This is a genomic window from Herminiimonas arsenitoxidans (assembly GCF_900130075.1).
GTDB lineage: Bacteria > Pseudomonadota > Gammaproteobacteria > Burkholderiales > Burkholderiaceae_D > Oxalicibacterium > Oxalicibacterium arsenitoxidans.
On sequence record NZ_LT671418.1, the window covers coordinates 534,746 to 552,757 of the forward strand.

Genomic DNA, 18,012 nt, shown 5'->3' on the forward strand with positions numbered 1-18,012 from the left:
ACAAATTAAAGAGAATCCATTATGCGTATGTCAGAACCAAAGACAGCCAACATGACGCGCAAGAACCTGTCGCTGTTCGATTCGAAATTGATAGGCCCAGCCATCATCGATTCGTTCAAGAAACTGAATCCGCGCGCGCAGTGGCGTAGCCCTGTCATGTTTGTCGTTTATGTCGGTAGCATCATTACGACGCTGCTGTTTATCCAATCCATCACCGGCCAGGGCGAAGCCAGTCCAGGCTTTATTCTGGCAACATCGGTGTGGTTGTGGTTCACCGTCTTGTTTGCAAACTTTGCAGAATCGCTGGCTGAAGGACGCAGCAAGGCACAAGCGGCATCGCTGCGCGCCTTGAAACAAACCGCTCTTGCGAAAAAACTGGCGATACCTAAACACGGTACTTCCTGGTTGCCTGCTTCACCTTCCGATTTACGCAAAGGCGATACCGTCTTAGTGGAAGCCGGCGATGTGATTCCGGTAGATGGTGAAGTGATCGAAGGCGTAGCGTCAGTAGACGAGAGCGCCATTACGGGTGAATCGGCTCCTGTGATCCGCGAATCTGGTGGTGACTTTTCTGCTGTTACTGGTGGCACACGTGTGCTGTCCGATTGGCTGGTGGTGCGTATCTCCGTTAATCCGGGTGAAGCTTTTATCGACCGTATGATCGCCATGGTCGAAGGTGCCAAACGTCAAAAAACACCGAATGAAATCGCGCTGACGATTTTATTGGTGGCATTGAGCATCGTGTTCCTTATCGTGACGGTTACCTTGTTGCCCATGTCCTTGTTCTCGGTCGAAGCTGCCAAGGCTGGCACGCCGATCACCATTACAGTTCTGATCGCCTTGCTGGTCTGCCTGATTCCTACCACTATCGGCGGCCTGTTATCAGCCATCGGTGTGGCAGGCATGAGCCGCATGATGCAGGCGAATGTGATTGCAACATCTGGTCGTGCGGTAGAAGCAGCCGGCGACGTCGATGTGTTGTTGCTGGATAAAACCGGCACCATCACATTGGGTAATCGCCAGGCATCCGAATTTTATCCAGCGCCAGGCGTGACACAGATACAACTGGCTGATGTCGCGCAACTGGCATCACTGGCCGATGAAACGCCGGAAGGCCGTAGCATCGTGATTCTGGCCAAACAGAAATTCAATATCCGCGAACGCGATATCGCAGCCTTGCATGCCAGCTTTGTTCACTTCAGTGCGCAGACACGCATGAGTGGTGTCGATCTGGGCGATCGCGCGATCCGTAAAGGTTCGGTCGATGCGGTGAAAAAACACGTAGAAGCCTTGGGTCGCAGCTTCCCTGAAGAAGTGTCGCATCTGGTAGATGACATCTCGCGTCGTGGTAGTACACCTCTAGTGGTGATTGATGATGGTCGCGTCATGGGTGCGATTGAACTGAAGGACATCGTCAAGGGTGGCATCAAGGAACGTTTTGCGGAACTGCGTCGCATGGGTATCAAAACCGTGATGATCACCGGCGATAACAAGCTGACTGCGGCAGCGATTGCGGCAGAAGCTGGCGTGGACGACTTTCTGGCAGAGGCAACACCGGAAGATAAACTCAAACTGATACGCGATTACCAAGCGCAAGGCAGGTTGGTTGCGATGACCGGCGACGGTACCAACGATGCGCCAGCATTGGCGCAGGCTGACGTTGCGGTGGCGATGAATTCCGGTACGCAAGCGGCGAAAGAGGCCGGCAATATGGTTGATCTGGATTCCAATCCGACCAAATTGCTGGAGATCGTCGAAATTGGCAAGCAGATGTTGATGACACGCGGCTCTTTGACCACGTTCTCGATTGCCAATGACGTGGCCAAGTATTTCGCGATTATTCCGGCGGCTTTCGTGACAACGTATCCGCAATTGAAGGCGCTGGATGTAATGCAGTTGAGCAGCCCATCGTCGGCCATCATGTCTGCGGTCATCTTCAATGCCTTGATTATCGTAGTGCTGATTCCATTGGCATTGAAAGGTGTGAAGTACCGTGCAGTTGGTGCAGCTACGCTGTTACGTCGCAATATGCTGATTTATGGTCTGGGTGGGATTCTGGTCCCGTTTGTCGGGATCAAGCTGATCGATATGATTTTAAGCATCCTCAATCTGGTTTAAAAACAGTATGAAGCAGAGCACGGATTTCTCATGCTCTGCTTCACATTACTTAGGAAGCAATTGATATGAAATCCACTTTTCGTCCCGCATTGGTTTTATTCGCCATGCTGACACTTATCTGCGGTGTGCTGTATCCGTATGCAGTTACCGGCATAGGCAAGGTCGCTTTTTCCAGTCAGGCTGATGGCAGCTTGGTAACGCGTGATGGCCAAGTTGTTGGTTCTTCGCTGATCGGGCAGGCATTTACTTCGCCACAATATTTCTGGAGCCGTCCTTCGGCAACTGGTCCTATGCCAAATAATGCAAGTGCATCGGGTGGCTCGAATCTTGGCCCAACCAATCCAGCTTTGGCTGATGCAGTTAAAAGCCGTGTCGATGCCTTGAAAGCGGCTGATCCGACTAATACGGCAGCGATTCCAGTTGATCTGGTCACAGCATCAAGCAGTGGACTGGATCCAGACATCAGTATCGCCGCTGCCTATTACCAGATCGGCCGTATTGCACGTGAGCGCAAGATGGCCACGGAAGAAGTAAAAGCCTTGATCGACAAGAATAGCCAAACGCCGTACCTCGGTTTCTTTGGCGAACCGCGTGTGAATGTACTCGCTCTGAATCTGGCGCTGGATCAGCGGCACTAAGCCTGGGTCCTTAGTGTCAAACTAAGGCAATATGTATGTTCAGGTACGTCGATGGGCGTGCCTGGATGTGTCACAATCGATCTCCGTTAATCGGACTCTTTTACATGCCATCAAGCGAATACCAACGTCCCGATCCCGATGCCTTGCTGGCACACATGCAGGCGCAGGAGCGGCGCGCGTCCCGGGGCAAGCTTCGCATCTACTTCGGCGCCTCGGCCGGTGTCGGAAAAACCTACGCGATGTTGAATGCCGCCCGCAAGATGCAGGCGGAGCATCACGATGTCGTCGTCGGCCTGATAGAAACGCATGGCCGCAAGGAAACCGCTGCCTTGCTGGACGGGCTGGAAATCCTGCCGCGCAAGTCCGTCGATTACCGCGATAAAACCATTACAGAATTTGACATCGATGCAGCTCTGGCGCGCAAACCTGCGTTGATACTGGTCGATGAACTGGCGCACTCGAACGCTCCCGGCTCACGTCATCCCAAGCGTTGGCAAGATGTCGATGAGTTGCTGAGCGCTGGCATCGATGTATACACCGCAGTCAATGTGCAGCATCTGGAGAGCTTGAACGATGTCATCGGCGGCATCACCGGCATCCGCGTGGCGGAAACCTTGCCTGATACCGTATTCGATCAAGCGGATGAAATCGTGCTGGTTGATATTCCAGCCGATGATTTACTCACGCGTCTGAAAGAAGGCAAAGTCTATCAAGCGCAGCAAGCAGAGCGCGCCTCGCGTAACTTCTTCCGCAAAGGCAATTTGATCGCACTGCGCGAACTGGCTTTGCGCCGTACTGCTGATCGTGTCGAAGATGACGTGCAAGCGTACAGAATAGAAAAATCCATCAACGCGATATGGAAGACAGATTCCGATCTGTTGGCCTGCATCGGGCCGCGTGGTGCCGAGCATGTGATCCGCAGCACGGCGCAATTGGCAAGCCAGTTGAATGCGAAATGGCATGCCGTTTATGTGGAAACACCGCAGTTGCAACGCCTGTCGCCCGCACGACGCGAAGGCATACTGAAAACTTTAAAGTTGGCGCAGGACTTGGGTGCAACTACAGCCGTCTTGCCCGGCAACGATATCGCGCAAGAAATCGTCAATTACGCGCGCAGCCATAATTTCTCCCGCATCATCCTCGGACGCAATCATTCCAATTTACCGTGGCGTGCGCCGCATTCCAAGCGAATAGCCGCTTATGCGCCGGATATCGACCTGATCGAAACCGGCGAGCGCAATGGCAAAGAAGCATCCGTAGCACAGACATCGCGCGATGGCGATAGAGCGATACAAGAAGACGAAGTTGTCGCGCCAGGGAAGTCGAAGTATTTGCCTTACGTCTGGACGGTAGCAGCCTGTATTTTTACGGCGGTGGTGACTACGCCGATGATGCCGCATTTCGATTTGGCGAATATCGTGATGCTGTTCCTGTTGATGGAAGTGCTGATCGCGATACGCTTTGGCCGTGGTCCTGCGGTTTTGGCTGCCTTCCTCAGCGTTGCGGTATTCGACTTCTTCTTTGTGACGCCTCGTTTTTCATTTGCGATCAGCGATGTGCAGTATCTGGTGACTTTTTCCGTATTGCTGGTGGTTGGTTTGATCGTTGGTCAACTGACTTCAGGTTTGCGCTTTCAAGCGAAAATTGCCTCGCATCGTGAAGGACGCGCACGTGCCTTGTATGAATTCGCACGCGAACTGTCGGGTGCCTTGCAAGCCGAACAAGTGTTCGAAACGACACAATCGTTTATCCAGCGTACGTTCCGAGCTAAAGCAATATTGTTGCTACCGGATGATGTCGCACGTTTGCAGACGCCTAGACATGGTGATGTCGATAAGAACGATGAGCTGGATATAGGCATTGCGCAATGGGCGTTTGATCGCGCAACACCAGCCGGGATGGGAACGGATACGTTGCCGGGTAGTAGCTATTTTTATCTGCCTCTGGTTGCACCTATGCGCACACGTGGCGTACTGGCGATCAAGCCGGAAAATCGGCGCTGGATACTGATACCGGAACAACGACAGCAACTTGATACCTTCGCAGCACTGGCCGCGATTGCGCTGGAACGTGTGCATTACATTGAAGTAGCACAAGATGCCTTGCTGAAGATGGAGTCGGAACGTTTACGCAATTCCTTGCTGGCGGCGATTTCACACGATCTACGCACGCCGTTGACGGCATTGGTTGGTTTGTCCGAGTCGCTCACGATGTCCAAGCCGCCATTGGCTGCGACGCAGAAAGAGCTGGCAGATGCCTTGCACGAAGAAGCTTTACGTATGGGCAATCTGGTTTCCAACTTGCTGGATATGGCGCGCATCCAGAGTGGTGAAGTCAAACTCAATTTGCAATGGCTGCAGTTTGAAGAAGTGGTTGGCAGCGCATTGCGTGCCAGCCAGTCTGTCCTGACCAAACATGAAGTGCAAACCAAACTGGCGCGTGACTTGCCGCTGGTTCTGTTCGATGCGGTATTGATAGAGCGTGTGCTGTGCAATCTGGTGGAAAATGCGAGCAAGTACACGCCGCCCGGTTCGCGCATCGTGATTGCAGCAGAAGTCGGCGGCCAGTATCTTGATGTCGCAGTCTACGATAATGGGCCAGGATTGCCAGCTGGCCAGGAAGAAAGTATCTTTGAAAAATTTACTCGTGGTGAGCGTGAATCAGCGACGCCGGGAGTCGGCCTGGGGTTGGCAATTTGCCGCGCCATTATTGAGGCGCATCATGGAGCTATCCGGGCAGGGCGTTCACCGGAAGGTGGCGCATCTATCATCTTCACATTGCCTTTAGGCACGCCTCCAGCCATGCCGGACATGGATGAAAGCGAAATGAATATTCAAGATCCAACACCATGAGCGAATCCGCACCAATAGCATTGCTGGTTGAAGATGAGCCACAGATCCGGCGCTTCGTACGCGCCGCGATGGAAGAAGAGGGCTGGCAAGTTTTTGAGACCGAGACAATCAAGCGTGGCTTGATTGACGCCGGTACGCGTAAGCCGAATCTGATCATTCTCGATCTCGGCCTGCCGGATGGCGATGGCATAGACTTCATACTGGATATCCGCAAATGGTCACCAGTGCCGATTATCGTGCTCTCGGCGCGTACCAGTGAAACCGACAAGATCAAGGCACTCGATGCAGGCGCTGACGATTACCTGGTCAAGCCTTTTGGCGTAGGGGAATTGCTGGCGCGCGTACGTTCGACGGTTAGACGGCATCGTCGTTTGGATACCGACGTACAAGGAGCGATACAGTTTGGTGACGTCAAGGTAGACCTGAACGCAAGGCTGGTAACCAAGGCCAATCAGATGGTGCATCTGACACCAACTGAATATCGTCTGCTGACTGTACTGGTCGCGAACGCGGGACGCGTCGTGACGAATCCGCAATTGCTGCGCGAAGTGTGGGGGCCATCGCATTCAGAAAGCGGCCATTACCTACGCATCTATATGGGACATTTACGGCAGAAGCTGGAAGATGATCCTGCCCAGCCACGCTATTTGTTAACCGAAACTGCGGTTGGCTATCGCTTGCTGCTGCCTATCTAAGGTGGCATCGTTTCAATGCAGTCGTATTCGATCTGCATTGAAACACTACACAGCTAGACAATAATTACGTTCTCAAGCCGCGGTCAGTAGGTAAGTCCCGACTGCAGCAATCCCAACACCACCGATACGCACAACCTTGTCCGCCATTTGCTTGCCGGCAAACAAACCGATCAGCAAACCAGTTGCGTGCAATATTGCGGTGGCGAGTATAAAGCCAGCGCCGTACAGTGCAGCCGACGAACCATGCGGCAACTCCGTACCATGCGCATAACCGTGAAACAGTGCGAACACGGAAACGATTACAGTGCTGGCCCACAGCGGCATCTTGATCGCGAACGCAATCAACAGACCGAGTACGGCAACGGAAGCGGCAATGCCGGTTTCAATCGCAGGAATTTGCACGCCGCCGATTGCCAGCAAGGCACCAGCTACCATCATCAAGGGAAATGCCAGCGGCAATACCCACAAGGCGGAACGCTTGTTTTGAGCAGCCCACAAACCAACCGCCAGCATCGCCAGCAAATGATCGATGCCGGAGAACGGATGCGAGAAGCCCGAGCTAAAGCTCATGGTGCTGCTCATCATCGCTTCAGGATGATCTGGATGGGCCAGTGCGCTGCCGACGGCGAGCAAGGTGATGGCAAACGTGGCTGCACGTGCAGCGGTTTTGTTAGAGATGCGGAACATGTGTTTTTCCTTCAGATAAATCGGTCTAGTTGCTATGCGGATAGCAAGCACGGAATATAAAAATCAAACTTTCTGCTTCTCATCCAGCAAGCCTTGCTTGCGTATGTATTCGATGACTGTTTCCACACCGTCGCCACTACGCAAATTGGTGAAGACGAAAGGACGGTCGCCGCGCATCCGTTTTGCATCCTGCGCCATGATGTCCAGATTGGCGCCGACGTAGGGTGCGAGGTCAGTCTTGTTGATGATCAGTAAATCGGAACGCGTGATGCCGGGGCCGCCTTTGCGCGGGATTTTTTCGCCGCCGGCAACGTCGATTACGTAGATCGTCAAATCGGATAATTCTGGACTGAAGGTTGCTGCCAGATTATCGCCACCGGATTCCACCAGGATCAAATCGAGATCAGGGAAGTCGGCGCTCATGCGTGCAATCGCTTCCAGATTGATCGAGGCATCTTCACGGATCGCAGTGTGCGGGCAGCCGCCGGTTTCTACGCCCATCAGACGTTCTGCCGGCAGCGCATCGGCGCGCAGCAGGATTTCCATGTCTTCCTTGGTGTAGATGTCATTGGTGATGACGGCCATGTCGTAACGGTCACGCATGCGCTTGCACAGCATTTCGCACAGCGCGGTCTTGCCGGAGCCAACCGGGCCGCCGATGCCGACACGTAATGGATTGGATGTGGAGGAGTTGCTCATAGTTTTATCAATCAAAAATTTAAATCAGAAACGAAATCAGGAGCGAGGTTAGGAACGATACAGACGACTGTATTGCACTTCATGTTGCATAGACAGCAGCGATAATCCGGGTGACCAATTCGATAATTCTTCATCTGGTAATTGCTGTGCCAGTTGCGCAGCACCTTCCAGTTCTGCTTGTAGTGACAAGAGCAAGCGTTGTCCGGCAACTTGTCCTAGCGGTACAGATTTGACGCATACCAGTACTTGATTCTCGGCCCAGGAAAACAGCATGCCGAGCAAGGCAGCTTCAGGCGGCACCTTCAAGGTAACTGCCGCATAAGCCAATGCAGTTGGCAATGGCACCTCGGTTTGCGCTTGTAGCAGCGCCAGCAATTCGGCATCGCCTAGTTGCAGGTCGCTGCACAGTTTTCCTAGTGAGTAGCCCATCTGTATGGTTTCGGCACGAAATTCTGCGGTGTCGCGTGCGGCAATAAAGCGTTCTGTCCATAGGCTCACAGCAACTGCATCGCGATCTGAAAACGCCTGCAGCAAACGCCACAGCACAGGCGCCTCAAAACGAGCGACCACTTCATGCAGTACATCGACAATCCAGCGTTTGGCGCTGGCTTCGTCCTTGACGGTGCCGTTTTCTATTGCCGCTTCCAACCCTTGCGAATAGCTGTACGCGCCTATCGGCAGCGATGGGCTACTCAGTTGCAAGAGATGGAGCAGGGCTTGCGCTTGCATGTCTTATTCCGATTTGTCGCTGGGACGATGTATCTTTTGGCGCAGAGGAATCGGCGCCAGTGGATGATGGCCATCGTCGCCGTGATGGTGATGACCGCCGCCGTAGGCGCCGGATTCCGGTTCGAAGGCTGCCAGTTCTTCCTGCACTTTCGCGCCCAGGCCTTCCAGCATTTCCTTCAAGACAGCGTCTTTGCGTATGCGCAAAAAGCCGTTGCCGTTTTCATTGCCGATTTGTGCTTGCGTATGGCGATTGCCGAGATGGAAGGCGCAACGCAATAGATGGTGTGGCGTCTGGCCTTCGACACGATACGTCGGTTCTTTGGCAGCAGTGATTTTCACGACACGGCCATCGTCGCCGCGCAGAATATCGCCGTCGCGCAGGATGGTGCCGCGTACGGTGAAAACAGCAACTTCTTCGCCGGAGCTCATGGTGGCGCGCAAGCGACTTTTTTCGCGCTGGTCGTAGGGCAGTATCAGCTCGCCATCTATGCGTTCGGCTTGGTCTATTTTGGTGTTTAGGGTCAGCATGGTTGTTCTTAAAATAAAAAGTAACGTTGTGCCAGCGGCAAAATCTTGGCCGGTTCACATATCAGCAACTCGCCATCGGCGCGCACTTCATAGGTTTCTGGATCGACTTCCATCTTCGGCGTAGCACCGTTGTGGATCATGTCGCGCTTGCGCAGATTGCGCATATTCTTGACTGCAACCACAGGTTTGTTCAGCTTCAGCATGTCGCCGATGCCAGCATCAAAGGCTGATTGCGAGACAAAGGTCATCGACGTTTTCAAGCCGCCGCCGTAAGCGCCGAACATCATGCGGTAATGCACAGGTTGCGGTGTCGGGATAGATGCATTCGGATCGCCCATCTGCGCTGCTGCGATCATGCCGCTTTTCAAAATCATCGATGGTTTGACGCCGAAAAAGGCTGGCTTCCACAACACGATGTCGGCGACTTTACCGACTTCCAACGAACCGACCACGTGCGAAATGCCGTGCGTGATCGCCGGATTGATCGTGTACTTGGCGATATAGCGCTTGACGCGGAAATTGTCGTTGCGCGATGGATCTTCCGACAGCGAGCCACGCTGCACCTTCATCTTGTGTGCAGTTTGCCAGGTGCGCATGATGACTTCACCTACACGTCCCATTGCCTGCGAATCGGATGACATCATCGAGATTGCACCTATGTCATGCAGGATGTCTTCGGCAGCGATCGTTTCGCGTCGTATCCGCGATTCTGCAAAGGCAACGTCTTCTGCAATCGCCGAATCGAGATGGTGGCAGACCATCAACATGTCCAGATGTTCATCCAGCGTGTTGATGGTGAAAGGACGAGTCGGGTTGGTCGAAGACGGCAAGACATTGTCCTGGCCGACGGCCGCGATGATGTCTGGCGCATGCCCGCCGCCTGCTCCTTCGGTATGGAAGGTATGGATGGTGCGGTCCTTGAATGCTGCCAGTGTGTGTTCGAGGAAGCCACCTTCGTTCAGCGTGTCGCTATGGATGGCAACCTGCACATCGAGACGATCGGCCACTGATAGGCAATTGTCGATAGCGGCTGGCGTCGAACCCCAGTCTTCATGCAACTTGAGACCGATGGCACCAGCATGTACCTGTTCTTCCAGCGGCGTCGGCAAACTGACATTGCCCTTGCCCAGAAAGCCCAGATTCATAGGGAAGGCATCCGCTGCCGAGAGCATTGAATGAATGTGCCATGGTCCTGGTGTACAAGTCGTTGCCGCGGTGCCGACTGCAGGGCCGGTGCCGCCACCCAACATGGTGGTAACGCCGCTCATCAGCGCTTCTTCGATTTGCTGCGGGCAGATGAAATGGATATGCGAATCGATGCCGCCAGCAGTGACGATCATGCCTTCACCGGCGATGATCTCGGTTGCACCGCCGATGGCCATCGTGACATCCGGCTGTATATCGGGATTGCCGGCTTTGCCGATGCCGGCGATCTTGCCACCCTTGAGGCCGATGTCGGCCTTGACGATGCCCCAATGATCGACGATCAAGGCATTGGTGATGACGGTATCCATCACGTCTTTATAGTTGCGCTGCGATTGGCCCATGCCGTCACGGATTACCTTGCCACCGCCGAACTTTACTTCTTCACCATAGGTGGTGAAATCTTTCTCGACTTCGATGAACAATTCGGTATCTGCCAGACGCAGACGATCGCCTGTAGTCGGTCCGAATATTTCAGCGTAAGCCTGACGCGATATCTTGCTCATTATTTGCTTTCCTTCTTGTCCAGCGTGCCCATGACTTTGGCATTGAAGCCGTAAACCTTGCGGTCACCGGCAAGTGCAACCAGTTCTACCGTGCGTTGCTGACCGGGCTCGAAACGGACTGCCGTGCCAGCTGTGATATTCAGGCGCATGCCGTAAGCGATTTCGCGCTCGAATTGCAATGCGGGATTGGTTTCGTAAAAGTGAAAATGCGAACCGACCTGGATAGGACGGTCGCCGCTGTTGGCAACGCGGACGGTGGCAGTAGCACGCCCGACATTGAGTTCGATATCGCCGGGTTCAACCAGCATTTCTCCTGGGATCATGTCTGGCTCCTTAAGGAATAGGGTGGTGAACGGTCACCAGCTTGCTGCCGTCAGGGAAGGTCGCTTCGACCTGAATGTCGGGAATCATTTCAGCCACGCCTTCCATTACATCGGCGCGCGTCAGTATCTTGGCACCGTCAGACATCAATTCCGCCACGGTCTTGCCATCACGTGCGCCTTCCATGATGGCGGCCGTAATCAGCGCAATCGCTTCCGGATAATTCAATTTCAGGCCGCGTGCCATGCGTCGTTCCGCCAGTAGTGCGGCGGTAAAGATCAGCAATTTGTCTTTTTCTCTTGGTGTCAGTTGCATAAATTCTCCAAAGCTTACTTAGGTGTTCCAGATGCGCGGTACTACCGCATCGCGTTGCATTAATTCAGGACGTATACGTTGCCATGCACGCGTCATCCACAGTCTGGCCGTTTCACTGGAGTGACCGAGGTAGCGCGCTACCAGTACCTGTTTGATTTGTGTCGCGCCGCTGCGGCCGTCTTGCGCAATCTCGGCTGATTCTTCTCGCAGTGCATTGAGGAAAGCGCCATTCATGGTTTTTCCGACGGCAATCAAGGTGGCACAGACGGTATAGCCGGCTAGTGATAAAGGGCTGGTCATCGATGTGCTCTTGGCCTGCAGAGCGCCTTGTTCAAACCACAGTAATTTGCCATCGCGCCGTATGCTGGTGCGTTGCGCGATGCGGCCGTTGTCGAAGGATTCGCCCGAGGCTGTGCGGCCAAAGCAGAGAATTTCACCGCCTATGTACAGTGCGTCGGCAGCCAGGGATACATTGTGTTCCAGCCTGACGTCGGCATCGTTGAAGAAAATGGTTTCTTGCGGTAGCCACTCCAACTTTGCCTGCGTGCCGACTTCCAGTGTGACTTGCTGTTGTGACAGATGGCCGTTGGAGCGATACCACTTGCCTGCACCGGGTGTCGTCAGCAGCGCATGCGCGCAGTCGCCGACACGGGCGTTGATCGTTAATTGATCGCCACCGACGATGCCGCCGGGCGGATGCACGATAATGGCGTGACAAACGGCAGGGTGTTCCGGATACAGCGGTTTTTGCACACGCAAAGGGCCGTAGTGACTGCGTTCGGTCATGCGTGTGGTACCTGCATCGTCGGTAAATCCGAGTGACAGCCGCGCCTGATTGTGACGAGCAGACGCAGGATGCGCGTTGCTCGTATCAGCGGGAGTGACTGGATCATTGATGCGTTTCATGAAAAATGTTGATCTCTAGTGAAGTGCAAAGTCGGCCGAATGAAGTACTTTTATAGCAAACTTATTATAAAAAGGTAGGCACCATCACGGGAACAGGCTGATGTAATTTTTATACAGCCAGGTGTTTTTTAACGTTTTCATCATCCATTTGATCCTGGGTGCCGGAGGCAACCACTTCACCGCGTGACATGACGATAAAAGTATCGGCCAGCTCACGGGCAAAATCGAAATATTGCTCGCACAGCAAGATGCCGATGTCGCCGCGTTCACGCAGCAGCTTGATGACGCGGCCTATGTCCTTGATGATGGATGGCTGTATGCCTTCGGTCGGTTCATCCAGAATGATGAGCTTGGGTTCGGCCAGCAGAGCGCGGGCAATCGCCAGTTGCTGCTGTTGCCCGCCGGATAGATCGCCGCCGCGTCTATGTAACATTTCCTTCAGTACCGGAAACAGTTCGTAGACTTCGCCCTTGATCACCGAGACTTTCTTGCCGGATTTGGTCGCCATACCCATCAACAGGTTTTCTTCTACGGTCAGACGGGCAAAGATTTCACGACCTTGTGGTACGTAGGCGATGCCAAGTGCGGCGCGTTGATGCGGCTTCATTTTGGTGATGTCACGACCTTCGAGACTGACATTGCCAGCGGCAACCGGCAGCACACCCATCAGACATTTCAGTAGCGTGGTTTTGCCGACGCCGTTGCGACCGAGCAGGGACAGGCATTTGCCTTTTTCGACATTGAGCGACACGCCGCGCAAGGTGTGGGCGGCGCCGTAATATTGATTGAGTTGATTAACTTGCAGCATGTTCTTATCTTCCCAAATACACTTCGATGACGCGTTCATCTGATTGCACCTGCTGCATCGTGCCTTCAGCCAGCACCGAACCTTCATGCAGCACGGTGACCTTGCCGCCTTGCGCAATTTCTTCGACAAAGCCCATGTCATGCTCAACCACCATAATGGAATGCTTGCCGCGTAGCTCGTTCAGCAACTCGGCTGTTCGTGCGGTTTCTGCATCGGACATGCCAGCTACCGGTTCATCCAGCAGCAGCAATTGCGGTTCCTGCATTAGCAACATACCGATTTCCAGCCATTGCTTTTGGCCGTGCGAAAGCAGGCCAGCGATGCGATGCTCCTGGCCGTTCAGACGTATCAGCGTAAGAATTTCTTCTATCTTGCCTATCTGCTCCGAATTCAGACGGGCGAATAAGGTCGTTTTCACACGCTTGTCCATCTTCATCGCCAGTTCCAGATTCTCGAAGACGGTATGCTGCTCGAACACTGTCGGTCGCTGGAACTTGCGACCTATGCCAGCGTGCGCGATTTCATATTCGGTCATCTTGGTCAAATCGATGCTTTGGCCGAAGAATGCAGTGCCAGCCGTTGGTCGCGTTTTGCCGGTGATCACATCCATCATCGTGGTCTTGCCCGCACCATTGGGTCCGATAATGCAGCGTAGTTCACCGACCGAGATATCCAGATTCAGATTGTTGATGGCCTTGAAGCCGTCGAAAGAGACGGTGATATTTTCCAGATACAGGATGACGCCGTGCGCGGTGTCCAGACCTTCTGGCTTCAGGCGCGAGTAGGTGACGCCGTGATCGGCGTGTTCATTGTTGTCGACGCGGTCGGATGGTTCGGCCGGATTATAGAGTTCGCTCATACTGCGGCCTCTTCATTCTTTTGTTTCTTGAGTTTTTTGACCAGACCGAGGATGCCTTGTGGCATGAACAGCGTGACCAGGATGAAGATCAATCCCAGCGCGTACAGCCACAGATCAGGGAAGGCAGCGGTAAACCAGCTCTTCAAGCCGTTGACGGTAAATGCACCGATAATGGGGCCGAGCAAGGAGCCGCGCCCACCGACTGCCGCCCAGATCACCATTTCTATCGAATTGGCGGGCGACATTTCTGACGGATTGATGATGCCGACTTGCGGTACGTACAGCGCACCCGCAATGCCGCACAACACGGCGGACAAGGTCCACACGAACAGCTTGAACCACAGGGGGTTGTAGCCGATGAACATCAAGCGCGATTCCGAATCACGCACGCCTTGCAGAACGCGTCCCAACTTGGAAGTGACAATTGCACGGCACAGCAGCAGGGCACCGAGCAGGAAAGCCAGCGTGACCAGATACAGCACAGCCTTGGTTGAAGGGGCAGTAATCGTAAAGCCGAGTATGCGTTTGAAGTCGGTGAAGCCGTTGTTGCCGCCGAAGCCGGTATCGTTGCGGAAGAACAGCAACATGAAGGCGAAGGTCATCGCTTGCGTGATGATGGAAAAGTACACGCCCTTGATGCGCGAGCGGAAGGCGAAGTAGCCAAAGATAAATGCAAGCAGACCCGGCACCAATACCACCAGCAACATCGCGAACCAAAAGTGTTCCGTCATCCACCAGTACCATGGATATTCCTTCCAGTTCAGGAAGACCATGAAGTCAGGCAGATTGCTCTGATATACGCCGTCACGACCGATGGCACGCATCAGATACATGCCGTGTGCGTAACCACCGAGTGCGAAGAACACGCCGTGACCCAGTGAGAGGATGCCGGTGTAACCCCACACCAGATCCAGCGCTAAAGCTGCCATCGCGTAGCACATGAACTTGCCGACCAGTGCGATGGTGTAGCTGGAAATATGCAGCACATGACCAGCCGGAAAGCACAGATTCAAAATAGGCAGCAAAGCCAGCACGATGGCGCAGAAGACGATGCCTATCCAGGCCGGACGTGAAAAGAGGGAAGGTTTCAAGATAGGACTCATTCCACGCTCCTGCCTTTGAGTGCAAACAGGCCTTGAGGGCGTTTTTGGATAAAGACAATGATGAAGACCAGAATCGAGATCTTTGCCAGCACTGCGCCGGCGACCGGTTCGAGGAATTTATTGACCTCACCCAGACCGAATGCGGCAATCACGGTGCCGGCCAACTGACCGACGCCACCCAGCACCACCACCATAAAGGAATCAACGATATAACCTTGACCAAGATCGGGGCCGACATTGCCGAGCTGCGACAACGCGACACCGCCGAGTCCGGCGATGCCGCAACCGAGGCCAAAGGTCATCATGTCTATCTTGCCGGTGGAGACGCCGACGCAAGCTGCCATGCGACGGTTCTGCATCACGGCACGCACGAACAGACCGAGGCGGGTCTTGTTCAGGATCAGCCACACTGCCAGCACCACGAATAGCGCGAAGAAGATGATGACTATACGGTTATACGACAGCACCAGAGAACCGAGCACCGTGATGCCGCCGGACATCCAGCTGGGGTTCGCAACTTCTACGTTTTGTGCGCCGAAGATGGAACGCACCGTTTGCATCAATATCAGGCTGATGCCCCAGGTACAGAGCAGCGTTTCCAAAGGGCGGCCATATAGCCAGCGTATGACCAGACGTTCTAATGCGATACCGACTGCGCCGGCTACGATGAAGGCGGCGGGCAGGGCGACCAGCAGATAGGCGTCGATGGCTTCAGGAAAATATTTGCGAAAGACGAGTTGGCAAACGTAAGTGGTGTACGCACCTATCATCAGCAATTCGCCGTGCGCCATATTGATGATGCCCATCAGGCCGAAGGTGATTGCGAGTCCCAGCGCAGCCAGCAACAAGACGCTGCCTAGCGAAACGCCGTAAAACAGTTTGCCGACGAATTCGGTAATGGTCAGATGACGATTCAATGCAGAGAGTGTGCGCGTTGCTTCACTGCGTACAGCTTCATCAGGTTCGACGTAACTGCCGTCGGGATTCTTCACCAGCATTTGTTCCAGCAGTGGCTTCAGGCTGGCATTGGTCGTGCTGGCGAGCGTCTTGACTGCTGCCTGGCGCGTAGCGGCATCAGGCGCATGCAGATTGGCAGTAGCGACGACTTGTTGCAGCAGTTCCTTGATGGCTGGATCGCTTTCTTTTTCCAGCGCTTTATTGATCAGCGGAATTTGCTCGGGATCGGCTGTTTTCAGCAAGTCGGTAGCGGCAGTCAGACGCGCCTTTCTATCCTGAGAAAACAATTGCAGACCAGAGAGTGCGCTCTCGACCACACCACGCAGACGATTGTTGACGGTGATGCCTTCTGCATCATCCGGTGCAGGGCCGGTTTTGTCGGTAGCGGGATTGAAGGCTTCGGTATCTTCAATGATATATACGTCGCCAGCAGGCGTTGCGTACAGCGCGTCGTTGTTGATCGCGTTCAGTATCTTGCGCGCATCTTCATTTGCGAGTGCGGCGATTTGCGTGACCGCAGCGATACGCGCGTCAGGATCATCACCTGCCAGCGGCTTGAGCAAGGCTGGATCGATGGCTGCATACGCGCTGATCGCTTGCATGCATAACCAGGCACTGAGCAAGCCGGTAGCGAGAATTCTGGAGAACAGTCTCATGGTTTTTTCATGGTGTAGCAAGACGGAATGTCCTGGCCGCGGATCGTGAGATCAGTGCGGAATGCGTCAGGTATGAGATGTATTGCACCGGATGGATAACAATCATCCGGCGCAATACCTACTTGCTAGACACGGTTGCTCTGCAACCGTTGGCGTCGATTACAACTTTTGCTTGGACTCGTTACCTGGAATGTATGGGCTCCAAGGTTGCGCACGGATGGTGGTTTTGGTTTTATTCACTACGTTGAACTGACCATCAGCCTTGATCTCGCCGATCATCACTGGTTTGTGCAAGTGGTGATTGGTTTTGTCCATTTCCAGTGTGTAGCCGGATGGTGCCTTGAAGGTTTGGCCAGCCATTGCTGCGATCACTTTGTCGGTATCGGTGGACTTGGCTTTTTCTACTGCTTGCTTCCACATATAGAGGCCGACGTAGGTTGCTTCCATCGGATCGTTGGTCACTACCGTGTTTGCGTTAGGCAGTTTTTTCGCTACTGCATAGGCTTTCCATTTTTTGATGAAGGCTGCATTGACTGGATTCTTCACCGATTCAAAGTAGTTCCATGCTGCCAGATGGCCGACCAGTGGTTTGGTATCGACGCCGCGCAATTCTTCTTCACCGACCGAGAATGCAACGACAGGAACGTCGGTCGCTTTCAAGCCTGCATTACCCAATTCCTTGTAGAAAGGCACGTTGGAGTCGCCATTGATGGTGGAGATGACCGCTGTCTTGCCGCCTGCTGCGAACTTCTTGATGTTGGCGACGATGGTTTGGTAATCGGAGTGGCCGAACGGTGTGTAGACCTCATCGATATCGGCATCCTTCACACCTTTGCTATGCAGGAAGGAACGTAGAATCTTGTTGGTAGTGCGTGGGTAGACATAGTCAGTACCGAGCAGGACGAAGCGCTTGGCGCCGCCGCCTTCTTTCGACATCAGGTATTCGGTAGCGGGGATGGCTTGCTGATTAGGTGCTGCGCCGGTGTAGAAGACGTTTTTCTCGAGTTCTTCACCTTCGTATTGAACTGGGTAGAACAGCAGGCTGTTGAGTTCCTTGAAGACTGGCAGTACAGATTTGCGTGAAACCGAAGTCCAGCAACCGAAGACGACGGATACCTTGTCTTGCGAGATCAACTGTCGTGCTTTTTCCGCGAACAAAGGCCAGTTGGATGCTGGATCAACGATGACAGCTTCCAGCTTCTTGCCCATGACGCCGCCATTGGCATTGATTTCATCGATCGTCATCAGCGCCACGTCTTTCAACGAGGTTTCGGAGATGGCCATGGTGCCGGAGAGCGAATGCAGGATGCCGACCTTGATAGTGTCAGCGGCAAAAGCGGTGGGAAGCCAGGAAGAAGCTGCTAGTGTGAACGCGCCAAGTGCTGTTGCTTTTAGGATAGTGCGACGTGACATGAAGTGCTCCTACAGTGAA

The 18,012-nt window shown here is 53.8% G+C and carries 17 protein-coding genes; 4 read left to right on the plus strand and 13 right to left on the minus strand.

Annotated elements, in window-relative coordinates; translation table 11 throughout:
- Positions 1–21 precede the first annotated feature (21 nt).
- From kdpB to kdpE, 4 genes are all read left to right on the plus strand, one after another.
- Complete coding sequence (gene kdpB, locus BQ6873_RS02535) at positions 22–2,118, plus strand: potassium-transporting ATPase subunit KdpB (protein ID WP_407928003.1); 2,097 nt, start codon at positions 22–24, stop codon at positions 2,116–2,118.
- A 65-nt stretch (positions 2,119–2,183) separates the two neighbouring features.
- Complete coding sequence (gene kdpC, locus BQ6873_RS02540; RefSeq protein ID WP_076591251.1) at positions 2,184–2,756, plus strand: potassium-transporting ATPase subunit KdpC; 573 nt, start codon at positions 2,184–2,186, stop codon at positions 2,754–2,756.
- A 104-nt stretch (positions 2,757–2,860) separates the two neighbouring features.
- On the plus strand, positions 2,861–5,608 hold the full coding sequence (kdpD, locus tag BQ6873_RS02545; RefSeq protein WP_076591252.1) for a two-component system sensor histidine kinase KdpD: 2,748 nt from the start codon (positions 2,861–2,863) through the stop codon (positions 5,606–5,608).
- On the plus strand, positions 5,605–6,303 hold the full coding sequence (kdpE, locus tag BQ6873_RS02550) for a two-component system response regulator KdpE (protein WP_076591253.1): 699 nt from the start codon (positions 5,605–5,607) through the stop codon (positions 6,301–6,303). Before kdpD ends, kdpE begins: the two co-directional genes overlap by 4 nt.
- Before the next feature lie 72 nt (positions 6,304–6,375).
- Here kdpE and BQ6873_RS02555 read toward each other — a convergent pair whose 3' ends face one another.
- The 13 genes from BQ6873_RS02555 to urtA all read right to left on the minus strand — a co-directional run bounded on the left by BQ6873_RS02555 (position 6,376) and on the right by urtA (position 17,993).
- Complete coding sequence (locus BQ6873_RS02555; RefSeq protein WP_076591254.1) at positions 6,376–6,990, minus strand: HupE/UreJ family protein; 615 nt, start codon at positions 6,988–6,990, stop codon at positions 6,376–6,378.
- Between the two features lie 63 nt (positions 6,991–7,053).
- Positions 7,054–7,689 (minus strand): urease accessory protein UreG, encoded by a 636-nt coding sequence (gene ureG / locus BQ6873_RS02560; protein ID WP_076591255.1) that lies wholly within the window; start codon positions 7,687–7,689, stop codon positions 7,054–7,056.
- 48 nt (positions 7,690–7,737) lie between these two features.
- Positions 7,738–8,418, minus strand: a complete 681-nt coding sequence (locus BQ6873_RS02565; protein ID WP_076591256.1) for an urease accessory protein UreF — start codon at positions 8,416–8,418, stop codon at positions 7,738–7,740.
- 3 nt (positions 8,419–8,421) lie between these two features.
- Entirely contained in the window at positions 8,422–8,946 is a 525-nt protein-coding gene (gene ureE / locus BQ6873_RS02570) for an urease accessory protein UreE (RefSeq protein WP_076591257.1), read from the minus strand.
- Positions 8,947–8,954: 8 nt separating this feature from the next.
- Positions 8,955–10,655 (minus strand): urease subunit alpha, encoded by a 1,701-nt coding sequence (gene ureC, locus BQ6873_RS02575; protein ID WP_076591258.1) that lies wholly within the window; start codon positions 10,653–10,655, stop codon positions 8,955–8,957.
- On the minus strand, positions 10,655–10,978 hold the full coding sequence (locus tag BQ6873_RS02580) for an urease subunit beta (protein ID WP_076591259.1): 324 nt from the start codon (positions 10,976–10,978) through the stop codon (positions 10,655–10,657). Before BQ6873_RS02580 ends, ureC begins: the two co-directional genes overlap by 1 nt.
- 10 nt (positions 10,979–10,988) lie before the next feature.
- Entirely contained in the window at positions 10,989–11,291 is a 303-nt protein-coding gene (locus BQ6873_RS02585) for an urease subunit gamma (RefSeq protein ID WP_076591260.1), read from the minus strand.
- Between the two features lie 18 nt (positions 11,292–11,309).
- Positions 11,310–12,197 carry an urease accessory protein UreD gene (locus tag BQ6873_RS02590; RefSeq protein WP_076591261.1) on the minus strand — a complete coding sequence of 296 codons (888 nt, stop codon included), beginning with the start codon at positions 12,195–12,197 and terminating at the stop codon, positions 11,310–11,312.
- Between the two features lie 109 nt (positions 12,198–12,306).
- Positions 12,307–13,005, minus strand: coding sequence for an urea ABC transporter ATP-binding subunit UrtE (gene urtE / locus BQ6873_RS02595; RefSeq protein ID WP_076591262.1), 699 nt, complete (start codon positions 13,003–13,005; stop codon positions 12,307–12,309).
- Between the two features lie 4 nt (positions 13,006–13,009).
- Entirely contained in the window at positions 13,010–13,864 is an 855-nt protein-coding gene (gene urtD / locus BQ6873_RS02600; protein WP_076591263.1) for an urea ABC transporter ATP-binding protein UrtD, read from the minus strand.
- Complete coding sequence (urtC, locus tag BQ6873_RS02605) at positions 13,861–14,967, minus strand: urea ABC transporter permease subunit UrtC (RefSeq protein ID WP_076591264.1); 1,107 nt, start codon at positions 14,965–14,967, stop codon at positions 13,861–13,863. The genes urtD and urtC overlap by 4 nt, the downstream gene beginning before the upstream one ends.
- Entirely contained in the window at positions 14,964–16,580 is a 1,617-nt protein-coding gene (gene urtB, locus BQ6873_RS02610) for an urea ABC transporter permease subunit UrtB (protein ID WP_076591265.1), read from the minus strand. Before urtB ends, urtC begins: the two co-directional genes overlap by 4 nt.
- Positions 16,581–16,739: 159 nt before the next feature.
- A complete protein-coding gene (gene urtA / locus BQ6873_RS02615; RefSeq protein WP_076591266.1) occupies positions 16,740–17,993 on the minus strand; it encodes an urea ABC transporter substrate-binding protein in 1,254 nt (417 codons plus the stop codon).
- Between the last annotated feature and the right edge of the window lie 19 nt (positions 17,994–18,012).